Genomic DNA, 19,084 nt, shown 5'->3' on the forward strand with positions numbered 1-19,084 from the left:
GGTGGTTGGTGTCGGGTGACTGGGCGTCGGTGTCCGCCGAGCTGATTCCACTGGCGTTGGTGGTTGCCCTATCGCCGGTGTCGGTGCTGCCTGCGCTGCTACTGGTGCTGTACTCGAGGCGGCCCCGCGCCGCCGGCCTGGCGTTCGCGGGCGGCTGGGTTGTCGGCCTGGCGGCGTTGACGGTGTTCTTCGTCAATGTCCCGAAGCTACTGGGCGCGTCGGCGGATGCCACCTCGTCATCGCAGCTGTGGTTACGGCTGATCGGCGGCGCGCTCTTGATCGTGAGCGGCGCGGTGTTGTGGCTACGACGTGGGAAGGCAGTGCGCTCGGCCCGGTGGCTCGACGCGCTCGGCAAGTTGTCGCCGGTCCGCACCGCGGCCATGGGCTTGGTGCTCGCCCTGATCAATCCGAAGATCATCGTTGCTTGTGCGGCAGCGGGTTTGGCGATCGCCACCACGGCGCTCGGGCCCGCGGGCAGGGGTGGGGCCGTCGGCTATTTCGTCGCGTTGGCCGGTTCGACGACGGCGCTCCCGGTGCTGGCCCACCTGGTGGCGGCCCAGCGGTTCGACCACACGTTGGACCGGTTGCGATCCTGGATTGAGCGCCGCCAAGCCGAAATCAGTGCGGTCGCGCTGGTTGTCATCGGTGTGGTGCTGATCCTCACCGGTCTGGGCGGTCACTGAGCCCATCGGTTCTTCGACCTACGTCCGGGCGCGCGGTCTAACATCACCCGCAACACGAGGGGGTCTGATGAAGCCTGGCGACGCCGATCCATTGCGCGAATCACTGCAGCCCTACTACAACCAAGGCCACCATGACGGCCCGATTGTCATCGACGACTGGGCCGGGGGAATCCCGCAGACGCGTGCGCAGATGCCGTCGGTGCGGATCGGCCGACGGTGGTTCACCAGCCTGTGGCTGATCCCGCTTGGCCTCATCGGGTTGGTGGTATCGATCGCGGCCGTGCGCGAAATGGCGCACTACGAATGGTTCCACGAGTTCATCGCCAGATATCCGGGCACATCAACGCAATACGTGGAACCCGTTGAGTCCGGATTCCCGTGGTGGCTGCGCTGGCAGCATTTCTTCAACTTGCTCTTCATGATGTTCATCATTCGCGCGGGACTGCAGATCCTCGCCGATCACCCGCGGTTGTATCTCAACGCCGGAAGCAAGCCCGACTCGGAGTGGATGCGGTTACGCGAGTCGGTGCCGCGCAACCGCCGGGACAGCGACGACGCCGACACGATCTGGACCGCAAAGGAAGACTCGGTTGCGTTACCGAAACAGTTGGGATTACCCGGTTTTCGGCACTCGGTAGGTCTTGCTCGGTGGTGGCACTTCAGTTTCGACCTCCTGTGGTTGATCAACGGGGTGCTCTTCATCGTCTTGTTGTTCTGCACGGACCAGTGGAAGCGCCTGGTGCCTACCTCGTTGGATGTGTTCCCCAATGCGTTATCGACTGCGCTGCAGTATCTTTCGCTCCAGCTGCCCGAGAACGCCGGGTTCAGCACCTACAACGCTCTGCAATTGATCGCGTACTTCGTCACGATTTTCATTGCCGCGCCCCTGGCTTTCGTCACGGGTCTGCTGCAGGCGCCGTCGATCGCCGGCCGATTCGGCACCGGTGCCGGATTGTTGAACCGCCAGGTCGCACGCACTGTCCACTTCGGTGTGCTGGTGTGGATGCTGATCTTCATCGTCATGCACACGGTGATGATCTTCATCACCGGCTTCGTGGGCAACGTCAACCACATCACCCTTGGTACCAACACGAATTCGTGGTGGGGGGTGGCGCTCTACGGGGTGTGGATGGCAATTGTCGTCGCATTCTGGTTGGTCGCCTCTCCGCTGACCATCAAGCACCCGCGGGTGATCCAGAAGGTCGGTCGTCTGATCGTCGGGCGGATCAAAGCCCAACTGGAACTGACCAAGCCGACGGCGACATATTCGGAAGACGATATCTCGCCATACTTCTGGACCAACGGCGAGAAGCCCGAGTCCGATGAATATCGGCGCCTCGAGGCGGCCGGTTGGGAGCGCTACCGGCTTCGGGTTGATGGTCTGGTGCAGAACCCGCTCGACCTCTCCTACGAAGAACTACTTGCCCTACCCAAACAGGACCAGATCACCCAGCACTTCTGCATACAAGGGTGGTCTGGGATAGCCAAATGGTCAGGCGTGCCGATGAGTGTCATCTGCGAGATGGCCGAGCCCCTGTCGAGCGCGAAATGGGTGGTCTTCTACTCCTTCGCTGACGGGCCCGAGGGAGGTCGGTACTACGACTGCCACCCGATCGCGAACATGCACCACCACCAGACGATCCTCGCTTACGAGATGAATGGTGAGCCGCTGAACGTCTCGCACGGCGCCCCACTGCGGCTGCGGGACGAGGTTGAACTCGGCTTCAAACAGGTCAAGTGGATTGTGGCGATCGAGTTCGTGGAGTCCTTCGAACATCTCGGTGCTGGGCAGGGCGGGTACAACGAGGACCAGGAGTTTTACGGCTACCGCATGCCGATCTGAGAATCATCTTTTGCCAAACGGGTCACCCGTGCGTCCATTGTCGTTAACCTCAAGTTCACCTTGCGTTTAATTTTCGTTAAGGGGGCTAAGGATGGTCGCAGCGACGGTTCTCAAGATGTGCCTGGTCGGCAGCGGCGCCGCGGTCGCTGTGCTGGGATCCGGCATCGCGCAGGCCGATATTCAAAGCTTCGGGCCCTATGCCGGCGACACGATCAGCCAGTTGCACGCCTGGGGCTACCACGTCGTGCTGAACGGAGTCGGCAAGGACGCCGGCTATCTCGACGAGCGCGAGAAATCGGCGTGCCAGGTGACCGGCTTTCATCCGACGGTGTCTGGCCCGCTGCCCAACGGGCAGTTCCAGACGATCTACGTCGACATGTCGTGCCCGCCGAGCAACAACAGTCCGACGAATTAGGCGCCTCAGCGCGCTTGGCTCAGCGGGGCGGATCGTCGCGCCAGGCAAAGCTGTTGACGTACTTGTCCAAATCCATCGCCAGCTCAAGGTTGGCGGCTGAGGGCCGGCCGGGACCGAACTTCGGGCCGAACTCGCGGTAGGGCCCGACGGCGCCCGCGATCAGCGCGAGGTCGTGCTTGACGGCGACCAGAATGACCGCCCGCAGATGCCGGTAACTGGCGTCGCCGTCCTGCGGCCAGATGTCGGTGACCTCGCCGTACCCGTTCTGATAGCCGACCATCGCGTTCGGGATCTCGTAGGCGATCCGGGAATCCGGGTAGCGCGCGGCGAGGATCGACTTGGCGATCTCCTTGGCTGACCTTCCCCCGGCAGGCTGGCTCCACAGCTTCAACGTGCCGCCGTCACCGCCGGTGTAGAGCGCCGTGACCCCGTCCGCGGCAAAGGTGATGTCGTAGGCCGAGCCAGAAATGGGGTAGGACACCGAGAACCCGCCGTCGGGGGCGGTGAACCGCGGGAGCGCCGCCACCGGTGTGCCGCTGGGCGGCCGGCCACAATCGGGCGGGCAGTTGTAGACGACGGCCGGTTCCGAGATGCTCGCCGACAGGGCGATCAGGGGTGTGGTCACCACAACGATCACCACCGCCCACATGCTCAGGACGCGGACGCTCGTCGTGCGCGACAGCGGCGCCGTCGTATACGTCGGTGCGTCAACCGCGTAGCCCGGCCAGACCGGCGCGGCGTCGGGCGGGCCGGACTGCGGGACCACCTTGCGGCGTTCGGCCCGGGACTTGGCCGATGACGCATGGGTGGCCGCACCGCAGGACGGGCAGAACGCCATCTCCGGCACCACGTTTCGGCAGTGCAAACACAACTGCGGATCACCGCGGATGGGATCCGGCTCCTCGTACAGCAGAGCGAGTTGCAAACCGATCCGCAGAGCCAGTAGCGCCACCAGTGCCATCGCGATATGCCAGGCCAGCATCGTCTCCTGGGGGAGTCCCGCGACATCGGTGACGCCCACGGTCGCGTAGACGCCAAGGACGGCGACCCCGAAGATCACGAGTGCCACATTCGCGAGCCAGCGGCGCCCCCCGTTAGGGCCGATCGACCGTCTGAACCACAGTGCGGCGCCGAGTAATCCGCCGGCGCAGGCCGCGGTCAGCGGGATGGTCACGCCACGGATAGCGGCTTCGACCACCAGCCACTCCACCGGCCGATTCTTGGCGACCGTGGCCGCCGCGAATTGAGGCGCCAGTCTGGTGAACGTGGCTGCAGCCGTGAAGCTGAGCGCGGAGAGCACGCCGATCACAAAGCCGTTCAACGATTCCCGTACACCTGGTCGGATCAGCCGGACCACCAACGCCGGAATCATCATCAGCAGGGCGCCGCCCTCGGCGACACCGAGGCCGTCGCGCAGTACCCGGTTGCCGGCGATCCCGGCGTCGAACGGCGAGCCTGTTTCCCGGATCACCAGATCGCCGGTGAGCAGCACCCAGCCCACGCCGATCGCGACGCCGAGTGCGACGGTGATCGCCAGCGAGCTGCGGGGGATGTCCTGGTAGACCCCGGATTGACGTCGGTAGATCACGAACAGCAGCGGCAGCCCGAGGGCAGCGACCGTCACCAACGCGCCGGGCAGGCGCAACTGGACGGCCGCGGCCATCGCGACGACGACCAGAACCAGTCCGAGGTTGAACGCGGTGCGGGAGAACTGAGTCAGGTGTGGAAACAGCGAGCTCGCGATCGCGGGCCGCAACACGTGTTCGTTGGGCGCGGCGCAGAACACCCGGGGACGCAGCCACCGTGGACCATCACCGGGTTGCGGATTCAGGTGCGCGCCACACGTCCCGCAGAACACCCCGGCGGGCACCTCGGTACCGCACGCCGGGCAATCGATGGTCACCCGCATCCGACACCGCACTTCTGTAGCGCCAGGATGTCCTGGACCAGATGGTCGACATCCGGTGTGCCCAGCCCCGTCACGAGGTCGTAGCCCGGCCCGGCATCATCGACGGCATTGCCGCCCAGAGTGACATCACGGAACGCCGGAAGTCTTGCCCCCTGGGCGATTTCGTAGAGCAACGGGTTCAATTCGCCGACCGGTCCGCCACCGTTGTGCACGAGGTAGTCGTTCATTAGCGCGGTCAGACCGGCCCAGATCGGCGCCGACAACGATGTGCCGCCACCCACCGCATGCTGGCGTCGGAAGACGATCCGGACACCGGTGTACGGGTCGGCGACCGCAGCGATGTCGGGTGTCAGCCGCCGGCCCGGGGGAGCGGCCACCCGCAATCCCGATTGCCATGGCGGGCGTGCGAACAGGTTGGACACGCCACCGCCGGTGCCCTGAGAGATCGCGGGGGCGAACCAGGACTGCTCGGCCTGCCAGTGCCCGTCGGCGTCGGTCGACAAGGTGGTGCCGCCGACGTCGGTCATCTCCGGCACCGATGCCACCGAGTCCAGGCCAACATCGTCGGGAGCCGGTGGTGAGGACCAGTTGTGGCCGCCCTTGCATTCCAGGCCGGCGAGGTCACCGCTGGCGTTGAACGCGGTGGTGCCGCGGCGCATCGCCGTGCTCAGCGCCGAGCGCACCGGCAGTAGGTCCGCCGCAGTCGCGATCTTGTCGCAGCCCCACCCGATCGAAAAGCTCCACACCGCACCGGGATAACGGCGGTCGGCCTCGTCCATCAACGCGCCGATCTTCTGATAGGTGGCGTCACCGGATACCGTGCTTCGGGCGTTGACCAGAACGGTCTTGGCGTCGGGGGCGACCGCGTGGATGGCCTCGAGGTCCATGGTCGCCTCGCCGGAGCGTTGGGAAGGCATGTCGCCCATGAGTTCTGGGGTGAACTTGGGCAGGTCGAACGACGTCGCAAACATATCGAGGTCTTCTTGGTCGAATCCGTCGAAGGCGAACACCAGCACCGTGGTGCCCTTACCGGTGTAGCCGCCGTCGCGCAACGTCGCAGCGTTGTAGGTCCGCAGCAGCCCAGCGGGGGACAGGCCCTGGTCGGGTACATCCAGCGGCACGATGAACGGCACCGACTCGTGATGCGGTATGTAGCCGAGGATTCGGCCGAGTTCGCTGACCTCGCTCGCGATCGCGACGGGGATGGCCGGCTGCTGGGGTGAGGCGTAGAACACCTGGCCCAGCCGGCTCCGGTAGTCGTGGACGGCAACGTCGAATGCCGCACCCACCGCAGGAGGCGCGCCCGTCAGGGCGGCCCACCGGTTTCCGGGTTGCCAGCGCACCGACAATCCGTGCTGCTGCGCCCAGTCGATCAGCGCCGCAGGCCGTGAATCGGTGTGCAGCCCCGCCACGAGCTGGACCTGATCGGTGCCTGCTGGACCCAGATCGGTGGAGGCGGCCAATAGCGATGCGTACGGCCCGGTGATGATGCCGGCGGGAACTGGCGTGCTGTCGGGCCGGCTGGTTGCGAAGGTGAGCCCCCCGACGGAGACGACGACCGCGCACAGCGACAACCATTTCATCGCCCGCGCCGTCGACATGCCCGACGGTACCAACGGCGCTGCGTGCGAATGGTGATGTCGAGCAGGTTGCGCGCGGAAGAATTTTGTCTGAACCGCGGTTGGAATGGCCGAATATATTTTGTCGCGCGCGCAGTGGAGGCTAGGTTGCGGATCATGGTCAATGGGATCGCCGGTACCGACGGCATGAATCGATCGGTCACGTTTTCTCGCCAGCTCACGCTGACTGCGGGCTTCGTGGCAGTCGTTGCCGCGGTGGGTCTTTCAGCGGGTTGCGGGCAGTCCTCCAAGGAGAGCCCGTCCAGCACCACATCCACGACCAGTGCACCGGCGCCGTCGCCCACCGAGAAGGGCATCATCCAGATGCCGCCGCGGGCGTTCAACCAGAACCAGAACGCCTCGGACGGCATCCTGGCGCTGCAGAGCCAGGGCTACCTGGTCCAGGTCAACATCGGTGACGGCGATAAGAACAGCGCGCTGTCGTCGTGCAAGATCAGCGGTGTCGACGGACTGCGCGGGGATAACCCGCCGGCCAACACCACCGTCTTCCTGACGCTGTCTTGCCCCAGCAGCAATAACTAGCGGGCTACCCGCTGCTTGCGGCGGCGGATGAGCATCATGCCGATGAAAAGCACTCCGGCACCGGCGGATTGAGACACCATCGTGTAGCCGAGGTCCTTCATGATGCCGATCTCGGCTGCGCTCAGGGTCCTGACGCCGAGCCCGGTGTCGGACGCGGCGTTCATCAGTTTCTCCATCGAACCGGTGAACGTGTCGTCGTCCAGGTGCGACATGGAGCTGCCGGACTCCCACGGGCTCGGGGTGTACAGCGGCACCGGGCCGCCGTAGGCCGCGACCGCGTTGGCACCACCGAAGTACAGGCCGGTGTCGCCACCGGTCAGGTTCGGGTTGTAGGTGGTGTTGAACGTGTCGCCGTTGAACACCGAGGTGCCGTTCTTGTTCACGATGAAGCTGTCGAACGTGGTCCAGTTCGGGATGGTGTTGTTGCCGGCGCTGTCCACGACGGAGATGAAGCCGTACGTGTGCAGCAGCTCGTGCATCGCGGTGGACTGGAAGTCGTACTGACTACTGGACACCGCGTTGTAGCCCCAGCCGTAGCCGAAGTTCCAGTCGATCGTGCCGTCGGCGGCAGCCCCGTTGGAATCCACGCCCGTGAGGATCTTGTTCTGCACCACGGTCGGGTAGAAGCCGTCGTCGTTGCTGATCAGATCACTGCCTGCCGACGCGAGCGTCCCGCCCATCAGCTGGTACTGACCAGTGACCTGGTACGTGATGTTGACGTCGTGCTGGGGTTCAAAGTAGCTCGACAGGTAGATCGCCGTTGCCGCCAGTTCGGCCCGAGCCGCGCTCGACCAGAACTGCGACCCGTTGCCGTAGTTGAAGGTGTACGTGATCCGCGGGGTGCCTACGGGTTCCTGAAACACGGCGCCGGCGGCGGAGGTGCTCGCGGTCCGGAACCAGTTCAGCAGATTGATATGCGGCCCGGTGTCGGTGGCGGAGACGATGAAGGAGTCGACACAGGTGCTGCTGCATTGACCGCCGGCTGTCGGAGTGTAGGTGTAGGAGCCGTCCTGGTTCAGCGTGACGGTGCCGTAATGGGCTTGCTGGGTCAGTTTGTAGACCAGATGATCGGCTTCGGGATCGACCGCGTCGACCTCGCCACCGATCGGCCCGGTGGTCTGGCCGGTGAGCTGCACCACCGAGACCTTCGGGGCCTCATTGAAGAATGTGCGGCGGACCAGCAGGCTCGCACCCGCGAAGTAGCTCTGAATGGTGTTCACCAGCGCGGTGATCGGATCGGCGGACGCGGTGGCCGTCTTGTTACCGGTCGTGCTGATGGCCGTCATCTGGGCTGTGGTGCTGGCCGCCGACGGGGTCTTGATGGTGCTTTCGGTCGACGACTCGGTGGACGTCTGTTCGTTCGCGGCGGTCTCGGTGGTTCCGGTCGTCGTATCGGGGGCAGTGTTGCCTGCGGTCGAGGTCGTTGTTGTCGTCGTCGAATTACTCGACGACCGCCGGGTCCGTGCCTCGGGGCGATGTGAGGAGCCGGCACCCGACGCCGTCGATGATGCGGTGGTTCGGTTGGCTGAGGAGGTGCCCGCGGTGCCATCGGTTGCCGCGGATGACGGGGCGGTGGCCTTGGGGCCACGAGCGGTGTGGCCTGTGGGTTTCTTCGCCGACGCGGAACGCGAGGATCCGGAGTTCGACGTTGCCGAATTTGCCGAACCCGACGAGGAACTGTGGTCGGTGTCGTCGGCGCTGGCAACGGCGACGACAGGACCCGCAAGGGATAATCCGAGTACGAAGGCAGCGACTCCCGCCCTCGCACCACGCTGAACATTCACCATTAACGCACCACCTTCACGCTTTCGATCGGCCGTGAAGTTGGCGAACTTCCGGCAAACCCCCCGGTCGGGGTGTCAAACCGGCGAAGCGGCGGGACACCCGTTTGCTGTCTCAGCGAATCTTAAGGTTTTTTCGGCTCCGAGGGAATGGTTACGGGCGAAGTCGGCGGGCTGTCGGCTTCAGAAGCAACGATCCACGAGCCCGACGGAGAACTGCGCCGTGTGTTCGACCGTCTCCATATTCATGACGCTGCCTGCGTAGTACGTGCCGTATCTGCCCTGCAATGCGCTCATCGATTCGTAGAACCCGGCACGGATGTCACCGGTGGACACATGCGGGAAATAGCTCCACGTCTTGGCTGTGATCACCTTCGCGTCCCGCGCTCCCATCGTTGCCACGTCCGCCAACATCAGCTCGGTTGCCCCCTCCTCACTGGCGACGTCCTCGAGCTGTTGGTAGACGGTGAAGACGTCGGCGTCACGATGCTGGCGCGCGATCAGGTTCACGTGGCCCGTCATAGTGCGCGGCACGTGGTCCACGACCGACGCATGGGGCAGCGAGGTGGCCTCGATCAGGCTCACCTTGTATCGATGGGTCTGGATTTTCGAGAACAGCTCGTGCTCGTCGGCCCGCAGGTCCATGAATTCATGGCTGCGGTCCAACGGAGACGCGAGGATCAGGCGGTCGTAGACATCGGTGGCGCCATCGACCGTGATCGCCGTCGTGGTCTGTCCGTTCTCGGTGTGGCGAGTGATCTGAGTGATGGTGCTAGAACAGCGGACGTCGAAGTCCTTCGCGACCGACTTCCAGAGCTCCTGCCAGCCGTTGTCGAAGATTTCGATGCGCGTGTTCTTCAGACCGAGTACGTCGACGATGAGGACGTCGATGAACAGATGCATCATCTTCATCAGGTAGATCGCGGGCACGCGGTCGTTCTGCAGATATCCGCAGCCGGTGAAGAACGATGCGGAGACGTCGGCGAGGGTTTGGAAGCCTTCGCGTCCGGCGAATCGGTCGAAGTCGTCGCACAAAGCCGGCGGAAGATCGGTCAGGGTCGGCTTCCGAATCATCGGATACCGCAGGAGGGTACGGGCGAGCTTGAGGAGAGCCGCACCGACGTCAAGCGGGCGATGGTTGTCGCGCAGGTAGCGGGCGTAGCTACTCGTCGAACCCTGGTTCAGGACGGCCGGTAGCCGGTCTGGCCGCCGCGTGGCGGCCACTTGCTCGGCCAGCTCACCGATGATCCGGTAGCGGGGAGACGACCACAGCGCACCGAGCTCGTAGGCCCTGCCGTCATGGGTGTATGAGCACACCTTTCCGCCCACGCTCGTTTCGCGCTCGTAGACGGTGATGTCGCGGTACCCCTTGGCGCGCAGGCGATGTGCCGCGGTCAGGCCTGCGACGCCGGCTCCGATGATGGCGATCTTCACTTGAGCTCACCAGTGAATGCTCGTCGCGAGTTCTCGCAACGGGGCGTACTTGTTGTCCGTCAGGCTGGCATCGTAGGTCGCGAGGGCGGCGACGAAGTCCCGATTCGCCTGTTGCATAGCCGGTTCCGCGAATTGATAGTCTACGTCGATAAGCTGCTTCAGCGGCCACGGCCGCACGTACATTTCGTGCCACATGTAGTGGCGCAGGCGGTCGTCGACCTGGGTGAGGTCCTTCTCGTCGAAGGAGCACTCGCTCTTGTCGAATGGCGGAGGAATGCGCAGCCGGGTGGGCTTGTGTTCCATGGGAATTGAGTAGAACTCTCGGTGGTCGGCGCTGTGGACGACCGAGCAGTTCCAGATGATGATCGCGAGACGGTCGGCGAGCTGCTCCTTGTCGAATGTCCCGTCGGGGGTGCCGAACCCCCGCGAATAGTGAGCGCATTGCCGCGCCCATTCCAGCACCACGTCATCGAGTTCCACGTCGGCGACCACACTCCGGACGAACCCGAGGATGACGTCGTAATACCCTCGGAGGTAGGCCAGATAGTCGGTCTTCCTCGAGTCGAGAAGATATCCGAAGGTGTACGGCGGAAAGGCCGCATGGTCGGGCAGGCCGGCGAAGGAGTATTCGAAGAGCCGGTACTGAGATGCTCCGCTGCCACTGAAGGCGGTGTAGTAGAGCATCGGATCGTTGTATCCCGGCCCGTTCTTGATGTGCAGGACGGAATAGTCGAGCGGTAGCTGGAGGTACATGTGCGGCTCGAGGAGCTTGGCGATCGGGTGCTCCTTCGGGAGCGTCGTCCTGCTCACCGCGATCACCGCGTCCATCGGGAAGTGGCATTTGGGATGTGTGACGAACAGCGAGAGATAGGTTGCACCCTGCAGCACATGCATTTTCGCTCGTAGCCAGCTGTTCCCGTCCGACGGCTGCAGAAGTTCACCCAACTGGAATTGGTTGTCCAGCATGGCGATACCGATGATCTCAAATGTTTCGGGGCTGGTCTCGCGGAAGTAGCAGACGGAGCCAGTGCAGTACAGACCAGGGAAGGGATCGACCGTGCTTACCGGCGCGAGGTCGGACTTGTGCACAGAATCGCTTGATATGCCGTTCTTTTCGAGAAGCTCTCGATCGGCGGGGTCGAGGGTGTCGGTCAGGAAGTAGGTGTACACCGACTGCGTCATGTAGCGGCAGAACGTGGTGTCATCGGGGCAGTCCAGGTGCGGTTTGTTCCTCAGATACTGCACCGCGGATAACCAGGAGAACTTCACCTGACGGTGGAACCTGGCGACGATGGTGCCGAGGAACTCCTTGAGCTCGTCGCCCGCCACGTGTAAGACCGCGTACGGCATGTTCTTCGAGATCGGCGACGGCTGTGGCCACGGGGCATCGACTTTGAAGCGCACGGTGCCCGACGTCAGCAGCGCGGGATACGGGATACCTCTGGAGCGAAAGAGGTCGACCCTCGCCGTGTGAACGAGTCCGTTCAGCACATGGGAGCCGATCTGCAGGGATTGGCGCAGGGTGGTAGGCAAGCGTTGTCTCATTGACGGTGCACCTTTCGCGGCCAAGCCCATCGGCCATTCATCTGGTCCGCGCCACCGTATGACGGCCTGGAGGGCCGCGGCATCGGGCGAACGATGCGTTCCCGCCTGCACCTATGGTGCAAATGATGTAGCTGCCGCTGCTCAGCTAGACAGCTGGCCGTTCCGGAAGGGCTTTCGAAGCGACACGGTTCCGGCCTGCGGATTTCGCTTCATAGAGCGCCTGATCAGCGCAATTGATCAACGCATCGAGTGGATCGTCGGTGGTACCGATCGTGTACCCGACGCTGCATGTCCAGGTGATGGCGTGGCCTTCGAACCGGATCGGCTCGTTCGACGCGCTCGCTCGGATTCGCTCGGCTACCGCGGCCACGTCCTCCGGTCGTGCGCTGGTCATGACGACGATGAATTCCTCGCCGCCGTACCGGCCGACCGCATCAGCCGGGCGGACGCAGGCCCGCAGCCGCTGACCGGTTACGCGCAGGACTTCGTCGCCTGCGGCATGCCCGTAGGCGTCGTTGATCGTCTTGAAGTGATCGAGGTCGATCAGCAAGACCGCCACTGGACGGGAACGCAGATTTCCGTACTCGATCTCGGCGATCTCCAAGATGGCGCGGCGATTCCAAATACGCGTCAGGACATCGACATTCGCCTTCATCTCGAGTTCTTTGTTCGAGCGGGCAAGCGCGATCTGTGTCTCCGACATCTTGTTGATCATCAGTTCTTGCTCGGCCATGGCGGCCAGATCGCGGAGCAGAACCACGCCTTCGTCGTCGAGGTCCCGCGGCTTGGTATCGCCGATGCACAGCACCCCGACGTGTTCCCCATCGAATCGCAACGGCACGCCGGCATAGAACACCCAGGTGCCCGCGAAGGCACTGTCATGGACGCGGGGATCCCTGCTGGAATCCCGCACGATCAACACTTCGTCATCAAGGACGGTGTAGGCGCAATAGGAATCGCAACGTTGCCCGTCGACGGCGTCCATGCCTTGCGCGCTTTTCAGCCAGGCGACTTTTTCCCCGACGATGTCGATGACCGCCATCGGGACGTCGAACATGCGTCTGGCCATCCGCGTGATGCGATCGAAGCGCTCTTCGGCCGGAGTACCGAGCAACCCGAGTCGATGCACAGCGCGCAGGCGCTGGTCTTCGGTGGGAGCAACGGGTGCCTCCGGCATCGATCCTCCGCTCGGGGGCTAGGAGATGTGGGGTCATCCTATCCGGCGCCCCGACGTTGAGGTCGAATTGTGCCGGTTTGAGACAGAGGTTAACCAAGAGCGTGTCTGTCTATCAGGGCGAGGTTCTGATTGGCCCGGTGAACGCCGTATTAGCGGTGTCTCGTGGTACGCCCAGGCGTCCTACCAGGCGTTGCTTAGATTGCGGTTCCGTGACAAAAAATGACGGATCCGGCCGCTCATTCGAGGACTGATGGCGTCGCGTTGAGACTGCTCCAGAGTTGCGGCATCGGGCGGACGCCGAGCTGATTGACCACCATCTGTGCTGCCTGGCTGATCCCCTCCGTGAAGGTGGGGAAGGCGAATTGGAGCTCGGCGACGTCCTCGATGCGCATCCCGGCGGCCATGCAGGTCGCGATGGTCTGGATCACTTCGGCTGAATACTCGCCGAACACGTGAGCGCCGAGGATCTGGCGGCGTGCGGACTCGACGATCAGCTTGCAGAATCCTTCGGGTTGTCCGTCGGCGACGGGCCGCAGCATGTCCTCGTAGCGAGCAACCGCGACGGTGCAGTCGTAGCGGGCGCGGGCCTGCTCTTCGGTGAGCCCGACGCTGCCGTACTCCGGGTCGGTGAAACTTCCGGTGGGCACGACGTCGTGGGCGACTTTTCGGCGGGGACCGAGCACTGCGTTCTCCGCCGCAACGCGGCCTTCCAGTGTCGCGCTGCTGACGAGCATGCTGTTTCCGTCCACGTCGCCGGCAGCGAAGACATGGGGCAGGTTCGTGGCCATGAACGCGTCGACCTTCACGTAGCCTCGCTCGATCACCACGCCGGCAGCGGCGGCATCGACGTGGTCTGCATTGCCGGGCCACCCGACGGCGAAGAACGCCGCGTCCACGTCGGCCGACTGGGCCGCATCTCCGGCTCGATAGTGCACTCGCACAAAGGATTCGAGTGCCTCGAGTCGCTCGACAGCGGCACCCGTGATGACCTCGATGCCGCGCTCGCGAAAAGCGCGTTCGAGCGCGATCGCGACGTCGACGTCGGCTCGCGGCACGATCCGGGGCGCGTGCTCGACAAGGGTGACTTCGCAGCCGAAGTCGGCCAGGATCGACGTGAGCTGACAGCCTGTGTCGGCCGCGCCGATGACGCAGACCCGGTCAGGCAGGGCGGTGACGCTGCGCACGTCCTCATAGGTCAGTCCGAGTTCGGCCCCGGGAATCGGCAGTCGTCCCGCCCTTCCGCCGACCGCGATGATCACGCGATCGGCAGTCCAGGTGCGGCCGTCGGGCGTTGAGATCGTGTTCGCGTCGACGAACCGGGCATCGCCGGCCTCTTCGACGAGGTCGACCCCGACCGAGCGGATATGGTCGGCGACGCGCTTGCGTTCGTAGAGGTAGTCGGACACCCGCTTGGCATTGGCCAGGGTGGCGGCAAGGTCAACCTCGGGCCGTGGTCCGCGGAGACCGAATGTCTCCCACGAGCTCCAGTCCCGCACCAGACGCGCGGCCCGAGCCAGCGTGCGCACCGGTGCCGGGCCGCTGTTGAAGGCCGTGCCGCCGACGCGCCCCCGCTCGATGAGCGTGACATCCGCCCCGAGTTCAGCGGCGTGCAGGGCCGCGGATACCCCAGCGGGCCCACCGCCGATAACGACAAGCCGCATCTCGCCTTCTCCTTCCCTACCCCGCGTGTCAACCGCGGGATTGCTGTCATCGTCGTCTGGCACGGGCTGCCACGGTGCCGATTCCGTCATCGTCGACCGAGAGTGCGTTGACGGCAGGCGCGCTCGACGCGAGCAGCCGCGTCAGGACATGCCCGGGTGGGGTCTCGATTGCGCAGGTGGCGCCAAGTTCTGACAGCAGTCGCGTGGCGTCGTACCACTGCACGGGATGGGCCACCGCCTGTGCGAGGTCGTCGAGGATCGCGTCGGCGGTGATCACCGCGCGACCCCGGGTGTTGGTCAGGTACCGCGCCGTAGGGGAACGCCGTGGCAGATCGGCGAGATGTGCTGCCAGTTGGCTGGCGGTGCCCGCCTGTAGGGGGCAGTGCGACGCCACTGACACGTCGAGCAAGTCGTACCCTGCCGCCCCGGCGGCATGTGCAGCCTTGTCCAGCCCCGCCGCCGTGCCGCTCAGGACAATCTGGGTCGCGCCGTTGATGTTCGCCACCCACACCGGGTTGTCCTCGGTGCTGACCGAGTCCGCCAATCGTGAGGCGGCCCGGGTCGAGAGGCCGGTGATCGCGGCCATCCCCCAAGTGCCCCGTGCGCACGCCTCCTGCATCAGTCTGCCGCGAAGGTTGACGGCAGCCAGGGCCTCGGCGAACGTCAAAACACCTGCACTGACCGCTGCGGCGAACGCGCCGACTGAGTGTCCGGCGACGAAGCTGGGTGCCAACCCGTAATCGGCCGTGAGTGCCCGTGCACATGCAACTCCGGCGACAAGCAACGCAATCTGCACGTTGGTGGTATCCATCAGAGCGGTCGAGGAGTCGATGTCTTCGGGTAGGCCGAGATGGGTTCGGTGTGAACGAAATTCGTCGAGAACAGCGACGCACGCCGGGCTGTCCGGCAATGCGCTCAGCATGTCCGGCCGTTGCGCGCCCTGGCCGGGAAACAGGAAGGCCAGGCTCATGGCACGGTGACGGCCCGGGATACCAGGCGAGGTCCGGTCCCGGTTCTCATCAGGATCTCCGGCTGGTCGGCTATGAGTTCGGCCAATGCCGCCGCGCCCCAGACGGTTTCGATCTGACAGTCGATGTGGGCGGGTTGCTCCATGAACAGCCGGTGCAGGTGGGTGAGCTGGGCCAGCACGTCGGGTCCCACGTGTGGCAGGCGCATCAGAAGGTCGAGATCGCTTGCGTCGGTCGCGGTGCTGACACCGGTGGCCAATTCGAAGCCGACGCTACCGGTGGGACCCCACATCAAGCCCGTCCGGTCCAGCGCCACGCGGACCTCGTCGAGCGTGCGCAGTGCAGGCACGCGGTGACCTGCCGTGACTTCGCAGCGCGCCAAGTCTTCTGGTGACACCGTGTTGACGACGTTGTCGGCACCCACCGTCATGGCATACCGATCAGCTCTGCGGTTGCCTCGCACGCCCACCGCGATCCGCCCCGCCGTCGATTCGGCCCGCCGGACGACGACCCAGGGTGTTGCGAGCAATGCACGCCGGACCCATCCGGGTGCGTCGGGTGGCGTCGAGTCGACGCTGCAGAGCTGAAGTAGATCGTGCGGTCGTGGCGCAACAGTCACGGTGCTGAATTCCATTGCTGAGAAAGTAATTTCCGAACCTCGCGGGACGCATGGCGAGTGACGACAGCCGCGTCGGAGTCGAGCCGGTTGGACAGATCGCGGGGTCCCTCCTCGGCGCGCGCGACGGCGCCCCGGATCGCGGAGGCGACGGTCTCGACATCTTCCTGGGTCGGGGCATCGGGATTGCCGACGCTCAACAGGCCGTCGCAGTATCCGAGCTTGGCCCAGGCGCGTACGTCATAGCTCATCGGGATCACCGTCTTCGCCAGCTCGTCGAGCTCGGCCACGGTTCGCCGGGTGATTCGCGCCGCGGCCTCCTTGTGCATCGCGTGTATTTCGACACCGGGATCGTCGAGGGCCAGGATCTGGTTGCCCTGAAGTCCGTGCGTCAAGAAGCCACCGGACAGCGCGGTGCCGACCACGATCGCGATGATCGGATGCCCGGCCACGCGCGCGCCGTGATAGGCGTCGACGGCGGCCGCCATCGTCTGGTGCAGGCCGGCCATCTCCTCGATGCGGCCATAAGCCTGGCTGGGCAGGTCGACGATCGCGACGATCGGTCGTTTGTCGGCCGTGTGCTCGTCGGTGCGGACGACATCGCGGACCGCTTGGGCCAACGCGACGGATTCGGTCACCCCGACCTCCCCGTTGCGTGCGCGGTCAAACCGATTCTGCGGATCGGGGACCACAGCCAGGTAGACGGCGGCGGGTGTATCGGCCCTGATGACCGACGCAATCACGTTGTCGGGAGCCATATTTCCGCTGAGTGCGGCCAGCCAGGTCCGCCCACGCGTCGGTGTCCCGGGCGCGACTGCGACCGACGGAACGACGCTGGGCGCGGCGACGGGCTCGTAGTCGGCGCCCCACATGGTCCGAAGCTCGCGCGGCGCCGGCGGTGCGGAGGGGTCCAGGATGGCCAGGCGCGAGGCGAGTACGTCGAGGCGTTCACTGCGGTGCTTGCCCGGCTCGGCCACGCCGGCGGCCACGGCGTTGACGAGGGCGGCGCGTAGCTCGTCCGTGTCGTCGGGAACGAGCACATCCGCCAATCCGGTGGCGTAGCGCTGTTCACCGCCGTCCACGGCCCAGATCAGGGCGTGATCACTGGAGTCGAATTCTTCGATACCGGCTTCTTGTTCGATGACGGCAGGCCCATCAAGCCCGATGCGGGCCTGCGGCGTGACGATCATTTTCGTGCACAGCCCGGCGACGATACTCATCCCGCCGAAGGACCCGACAGTGCCGGCGACCAGTCCGATGACCGGCGCCAACGGCCGCAGATCCAGAGCTGCAGAACAGATCTCGGCAACAGCGTTGAGACCGAGATTGGCCTCCTGCAACCGAACGCCGCCGGTCTCGAACAGAATGATGCCTGCGGTGGGGGTTCCGGCGCGCGAATCAGCCGCGGCCAGCAGCAGCGCCTGCGAGATTTTCGCGCCGGACACCTCGCCGGTGCCGCCGCCCTGGAAGCCCTGCTCGATCGCGGCGATGACGACCGGCCGGCCGTCGACGGTTCCGCGGGCGATCACCGTGCCGTCATCGGCTTGGGGGGTGATGCCCTGGGGCACAAGCCACGGGGATTCGAGTCGATCGAAGGGTCCGGCCAGCACCCTCAGCGAGCCGGAATCCAGCAGTGCGGTGGCGCGTCCGAGCGCGTCGAGTTCGATAAAGCTGCGGCGCTCCAACAATTGCTGCCACGTCTGGCCGGCCAGGAGGTCGGCGGCATCGGTGTCGCTCATGTGGCTGTCGCTGCCTCTACGGCTTGGCGCAGTCGGAGGGTGACGACCCCGGGGGTGGCGCCGAAATCGTTGAGTTCCCAACGCCCGGCCAACGCGGTTCGGTCGAAGAACCGTTTCAGCACGTCGTGCCACACGGTGTCGAAGCCGTCGACGCTGGTGCGAACCCTGACGGTGATGCGATCGGCTGGGTCGTCGCCGGTGGGCGGTTGGAGAAGGATCTCGAGATCGCCGGATGCGACGACGCCGATGTGCACGGCGCGTGGTGCGGCCTGCTGCGCGGCGAAGTGGTAGTTCAGCGTTTGCATGGCCGCGCCTCCCCTTCGGTGAGAGCGTCGAGAAACAGCGTGACCGACAACAGGTCTCCGCTTCCGCCGGGAGACAGGTGGCGGTCACGGCACAGCAGGTCGAGTTCTGCGAACCTCAGCCGACCCTCGGGTTCACCGCATCCGCCCGCTGCCACGACCGTCCGTGCACCTGCCTTTACGGCACGCAGAGCGGCGATTCCGCCGCGGTGCAGCAGACACGTGTCGTCGAGGTGCGCCATCAACGCCATCAACGCGGCCAGTCGTGCCGACGCTTCGTCGCAGCCCGACCTGCGGGCCGCGTGCAGTGCCGGCAAAGCATGACGTCGGACGTGCGGAAAGCCTTCCTGTGCTTCACCTTCGGCGCCCCGGACGCCGTAGCGCACGCGTGCGTCCGCCCCGTGCGATAGCACCGTCGCGGGGCCGGCCGGGTCGGGCATCGAGGCCAACCGGGCGGCAAAGTCGATCACATCGGCGGTGCCCGCGGTGGTGGCGGCGCCCGCGCTGAGTAGGCCGAGGGCCCACAGCGCGCCGCGGTGCGTATTGACACCTCCGGTCGCGGCGAGCATGGTCCGCTCGCCGGCCCGCCCGATGGTGCCGACAGCCTCTCGCAACTCCGGACCGAGCGGCAATTGCACCGCTGCTGAGGCACATTCGGCGAAGGCGGACCGGAGCGCCTCGGCGGAGGCCGCCAAGACGGCGAGGTCCATGTCGGTGTGCGCCCCAGAGCCGCGCTGGTCGACCAGCCCTGGTTTCGGCGTCAGGTCGGCCTCGGCCCACAACGAGCCCACCGCCAGCTCGGCGATCGCGTCAGCGGTGAGTGTGGAGGTCAGCACAGCGGTCGTCACG

Annotated in this window: 17 protein-coding genes; 5 read left to right on the plus strand and 12 right to left on the minus strand. The window is 65.2% G+C overall.

Annotated elements, in window-relative coordinates; all coding sequences use genetic code 11:
- Window positions 1-8: 8 nt before the first annotated feature.
- The 3 genes from SLQ31_RS04035 (at window position 9) to SLQ31_RS04045 (ending at window position 2,941) form a co-directional block, all read left to right on the plus strand.
- Entirely contained in the window at window positions 9-683 is a 675-nt protein-coding gene (locus SLQ31_RS04035) for a GAP family protein (RefSeq protein ID WP_319429864.1), read from the plus strand.
- A 67-nt stretch (window positions 684-750) separates the two neighbouring features.
- A complete protein-coding gene (locus SLQ31_RS04040; protein ID WP_319429866.1) occupies window positions 751-2,526 on the plus strand; it encodes a molybdopterin-dependent oxidoreductase in 1,776 nt (591 codons plus the stop codon).
- Window positions 2,527-2,617: 91 nt separating this feature from the next.
- Window positions 2,618-2,941, plus strand: coding sequence for a hypothetical protein (locus SLQ31_RS04045; protein WP_319429868.1), 324 nt, complete (start codon window positions 2,618-2,620; stop codon window positions 2,939-2,941).
- A gap of 19 nt (window positions 2,942-2,960) precedes the next feature.
- On the opposite strand, the gene SLQ31_RS04050 is transcribed toward SLQ31_RS04045, so the two are convergent.
- Both SLQ31_RS04050 and SLQ31_RS04055 read right to left on the minus strand, forming a co-directional pair.
- Window positions 2,961-4,850, minus strand: coding sequence for a zinc ribbon domain-containing protein (locus tag SLQ31_RS04050; RefSeq protein WP_319429870.1), 1,890 nt, complete (start codon window positions 4,848-4,850; stop codon window positions 2,961-2,963).
- A complete protein-coding gene (locus tag SLQ31_RS04055; RefSeq protein ID WP_319429872.1) occupies window positions 4,841-6,451 on the minus strand; it encodes a S53 family peptidase in 1,611 nt (536 codons plus the stop codon). The genes SLQ31_RS04050 and SLQ31_RS04055 overlap by 10 nt, the downstream gene beginning before the upstream one ends.
- Window positions 6,452-6,586: 135 nt before the next feature.
- On the opposite strand from SLQ31_RS04055, the gene SLQ31_RS04060 reads away from it, so the two are divergent.
- The gene (locus tag SLQ31_RS04060; RefSeq protein ID WP_319429874.1) at window positions 6,587-7,012 is read left to right on the plus strand and encodes a hypothetical protein; all 426 of its coding nucleotides are present in this window, start codon (window positions 6,587-6,589) and stop codon (window positions 7,010-7,012) included.
- Here the strand turns inward: SLQ31_RS04060 and SLQ31_RS04065 are convergent.
- A complete protein-coding gene (locus tag SLQ31_RS04065; protein ID WP_319429876.1) occupies window positions 7,009-8,232 on the minus strand; it encodes an Ig-like domain-containing protein in 1,224 nt (407 codons plus the stop codon). The genes SLQ31_RS04060 and SLQ31_RS04065 overlap by 4 nt on opposite strands.
- Between SLQ31_RS04065 and SLQ31_RS04070 the strand changes: the two genes are divergently transcribed.
- Entirely contained in the window at window positions 8,222-8,788 is a 567-nt protein-coding gene (locus SLQ31_RS04070) for a hypothetical protein (protein WP_319429878.1), read from the plus strand. The two genes, SLQ31_RS04065 and SLQ31_RS04070, sit on opposite strands and share 11 nt — an antisense overlap.
- 188 nt (window positions 8,789-8,976) lie before the next feature.
- Here SLQ31_RS04070 and SLQ31_RS04075 read toward each other — a convergent pair whose 3' ends face one another.
- The 9 genes from SLQ31_RS04075 to SLQ31_RS04115 form a co-directional block, all read right to left on the minus strand.
- Window positions 8,977-10,227, minus strand: coding sequence for an FAD-dependent oxidoreductase (locus SLQ31_RS04075; protein WP_319429880.1), 1,251 nt, complete (start codon window positions 10,225-10,227; stop codon window positions 8,977-8,979).
- A gap of 6 nt (window positions 10,228-10,233) precedes the next feature.
- Complete coding sequence (locus SLQ31_RS04080; RefSeq protein ID WP_319429882.1) at window positions 10,234-11,772, minus strand: hypothetical protein; 1,539 nt, start codon at window positions 11,770-11,772, stop codon at window positions 10,234-10,236.
- Between the two features lie 145 nt (window positions 11,773-11,917).
- The gene (locus SLQ31_RS04085) at window positions 11,918-12,949 is read right to left on the minus strand and encodes a sensor domain-containing diguanylate cyclase (RefSeq protein ID WP_319429884.1); all 1,032 of its coding nucleotides are present in this window, start codon (window positions 12,947-12,949) and stop codon (window positions 11,918-11,920) included.
- 236 nt (window positions 12,950-13,185) lie between these two features.
- On the minus strand, window positions 13,186-14,610 hold the full coding sequence (locus SLQ31_RS04090; protein WP_319429886.1) for an NAD(P)/FAD-dependent oxidoreductase: 1,425 nt from the start codon (window positions 14,608-14,610) through the stop codon (window positions 13,186-13,188).
- A gap of 46 nt (window positions 14,611-14,656) precedes the next feature.
- Window positions 14,657-15,580, minus strand: coding sequence for an ACP S-malonyltransferase (locus tag SLQ31_RS04095; RefSeq protein ID WP_319429888.1), 924 nt, complete (start codon window positions 15,578-15,580; stop codon window positions 14,657-14,659).
- On the minus strand, window positions 15,577-16,212 hold the full coding sequence (locus SLQ31_RS04100) for a malonate decarboxylase holo-ACP synthase (RefSeq protein ID WP_319429890.1): 636 nt from the start codon (window positions 16,210-16,212) through the stop codon (window positions 15,577-15,579). The genes SLQ31_RS04095 and SLQ31_RS04100 overlap by 4 nt, the downstream gene beginning before the upstream one ends.
- A complete protein-coding gene (gene mdcD / locus SLQ31_RS04105; protein ID WP_319429892.1) occupies window positions 16,194-17,933 on the minus strand; it encodes a biotin-independent malonate decarboxylase subunit beta in 1,740 nt (579 codons plus the stop codon). The genes SLQ31_RS04100 and mdcD overlap by 19 nt, the downstream gene beginning before the upstream one ends.
- On the minus strand, window positions 17,930-18,238 hold the full coding sequence (gene mdcC / locus SLQ31_RS04110) for a malonate decarboxylase acyl carrier protein (protein WP_319429894.1): 309 nt from the start codon (window positions 18,236-18,238) through the stop codon (window positions 17,930-17,932). Before mdcC ends, mdcD begins: the two co-directional genes overlap by 4 nt.
- Complete coding sequence (locus SLQ31_RS04115; RefSeq protein ID WP_319429896.1) at window positions 18,226-19,083, minus strand: triphosphoribosyl-dephospho-CoA synthase; 858 nt, start codon at window positions 19,081-19,083, stop codon at window positions 18,226-18,228. Before SLQ31_RS04115 ends, mdcC begins: the two co-directional genes overlap by 13 nt.
- Window position 19,084: the final 1 nt, after the last annotated feature.

Origin of the sequence: Mycobacterium sp. RTGN5, from assembly GCF_033804465.1 — a bacterium.
In the GTDB taxonomy this organism is placed as follows: domain Bacteria; phylum Actinomycetota; class Actinomycetes; order Mycobacteriales; family Mycobacteriaceae; genus Mycobacterium.

Bases quoted from the DNA above. Each gene is read 5' to 3' on its own strand.
- SLQ31_RS04040 (WP_319429866.1), top strand. From the start codon at position 751: ATGAAGCCTGGCGACGCCGATCCATTGCGCGAATCACTGCAGCCCTAC.
- SLQ31_RS04045 (WP_319429868.1), top strand. From the start codon at position 2,618: ATGGTCGCAGCGACGGTTCTCAAGATGTGCCTGGTCGGCAGCGGCGCC.
- SLQ31_RS04070 (WP_319429878.1), top strand. From the start codon at position 8,222: ATGGTGTTCACCAGCGCGGTGATCGGATCGGCGGACGCGGTGGCCGTC.
- SLQ31_RS04090 (WP_319429886.1), bottom strand. From the start codon at position 14,610: ATGCGGCTTGTCGTTATCGGCGGTGGGCCCGCTGGGGTATCCGCGGCC.
- SLQ31_RS04100 (WP_319429890.1), bottom strand. From the start codon at position 16,212: ATGGAATTCAGCACCGTGACTGTTGCGCCACGACCGCACGATCTACTT.
- SLQ31_RS04080 (WP_319429882.1), bottom strand. From the start codon at position 11,772: ATGAGACAACGCTTGCCTACCACCCTGCGCCAATCCCTGCAGATCGGC.
- mdcC (WP_319429894.1), bottom strand. From the start codon at position 18,238: ATGCAAACGCTGAACTACCACTTCGCCGCGCAGCAGGCCGCACCACGC.
- SLQ31_RS04055 (WP_319429872.1), bottom strand. From the start codon at position 6,451: ATGTCGACGGCGCGGGCGATGAAATGGTTGTCGCTGTGCGCGGTCGTC.
- SLQ31_RS04050 (WP_319429870.1), bottom strand. From the start codon at position 4,850: ATGCGGGTGACCATCGATTGCCCGGCGTGCGGTACCGAGGTGCCCGCC.
- mdcD (WP_319429892.1), bottom strand. From the start codon at position 17,933: ATGAGCGACACCGATGCCGCCGACCTCCTGGCCGGCCAGACGTGGCAG.
- SLQ31_RS04095 (WP_319429888.1), bottom strand. From the start codon at position 15,580: ATGAGCCTGGCCTTCCTGTTTCCCGGCCAGGGCGCGCAACGGCCGGAC.
- SLQ31_RS04085 (WP_319429884.1), bottom strand. From the start codon at position 12,949: ATGCCGGAGGCACCCGTTGCTCCCACCGAAGACCAGCGCCTGCGCGCT.
- SLQ31_RS04060 (WP_319429874.1), top strand. From the start codon at position 6,587: ATGGTCAATGGGATCGCCGGTACCGACGGCATGAATCGATCGGTCACG.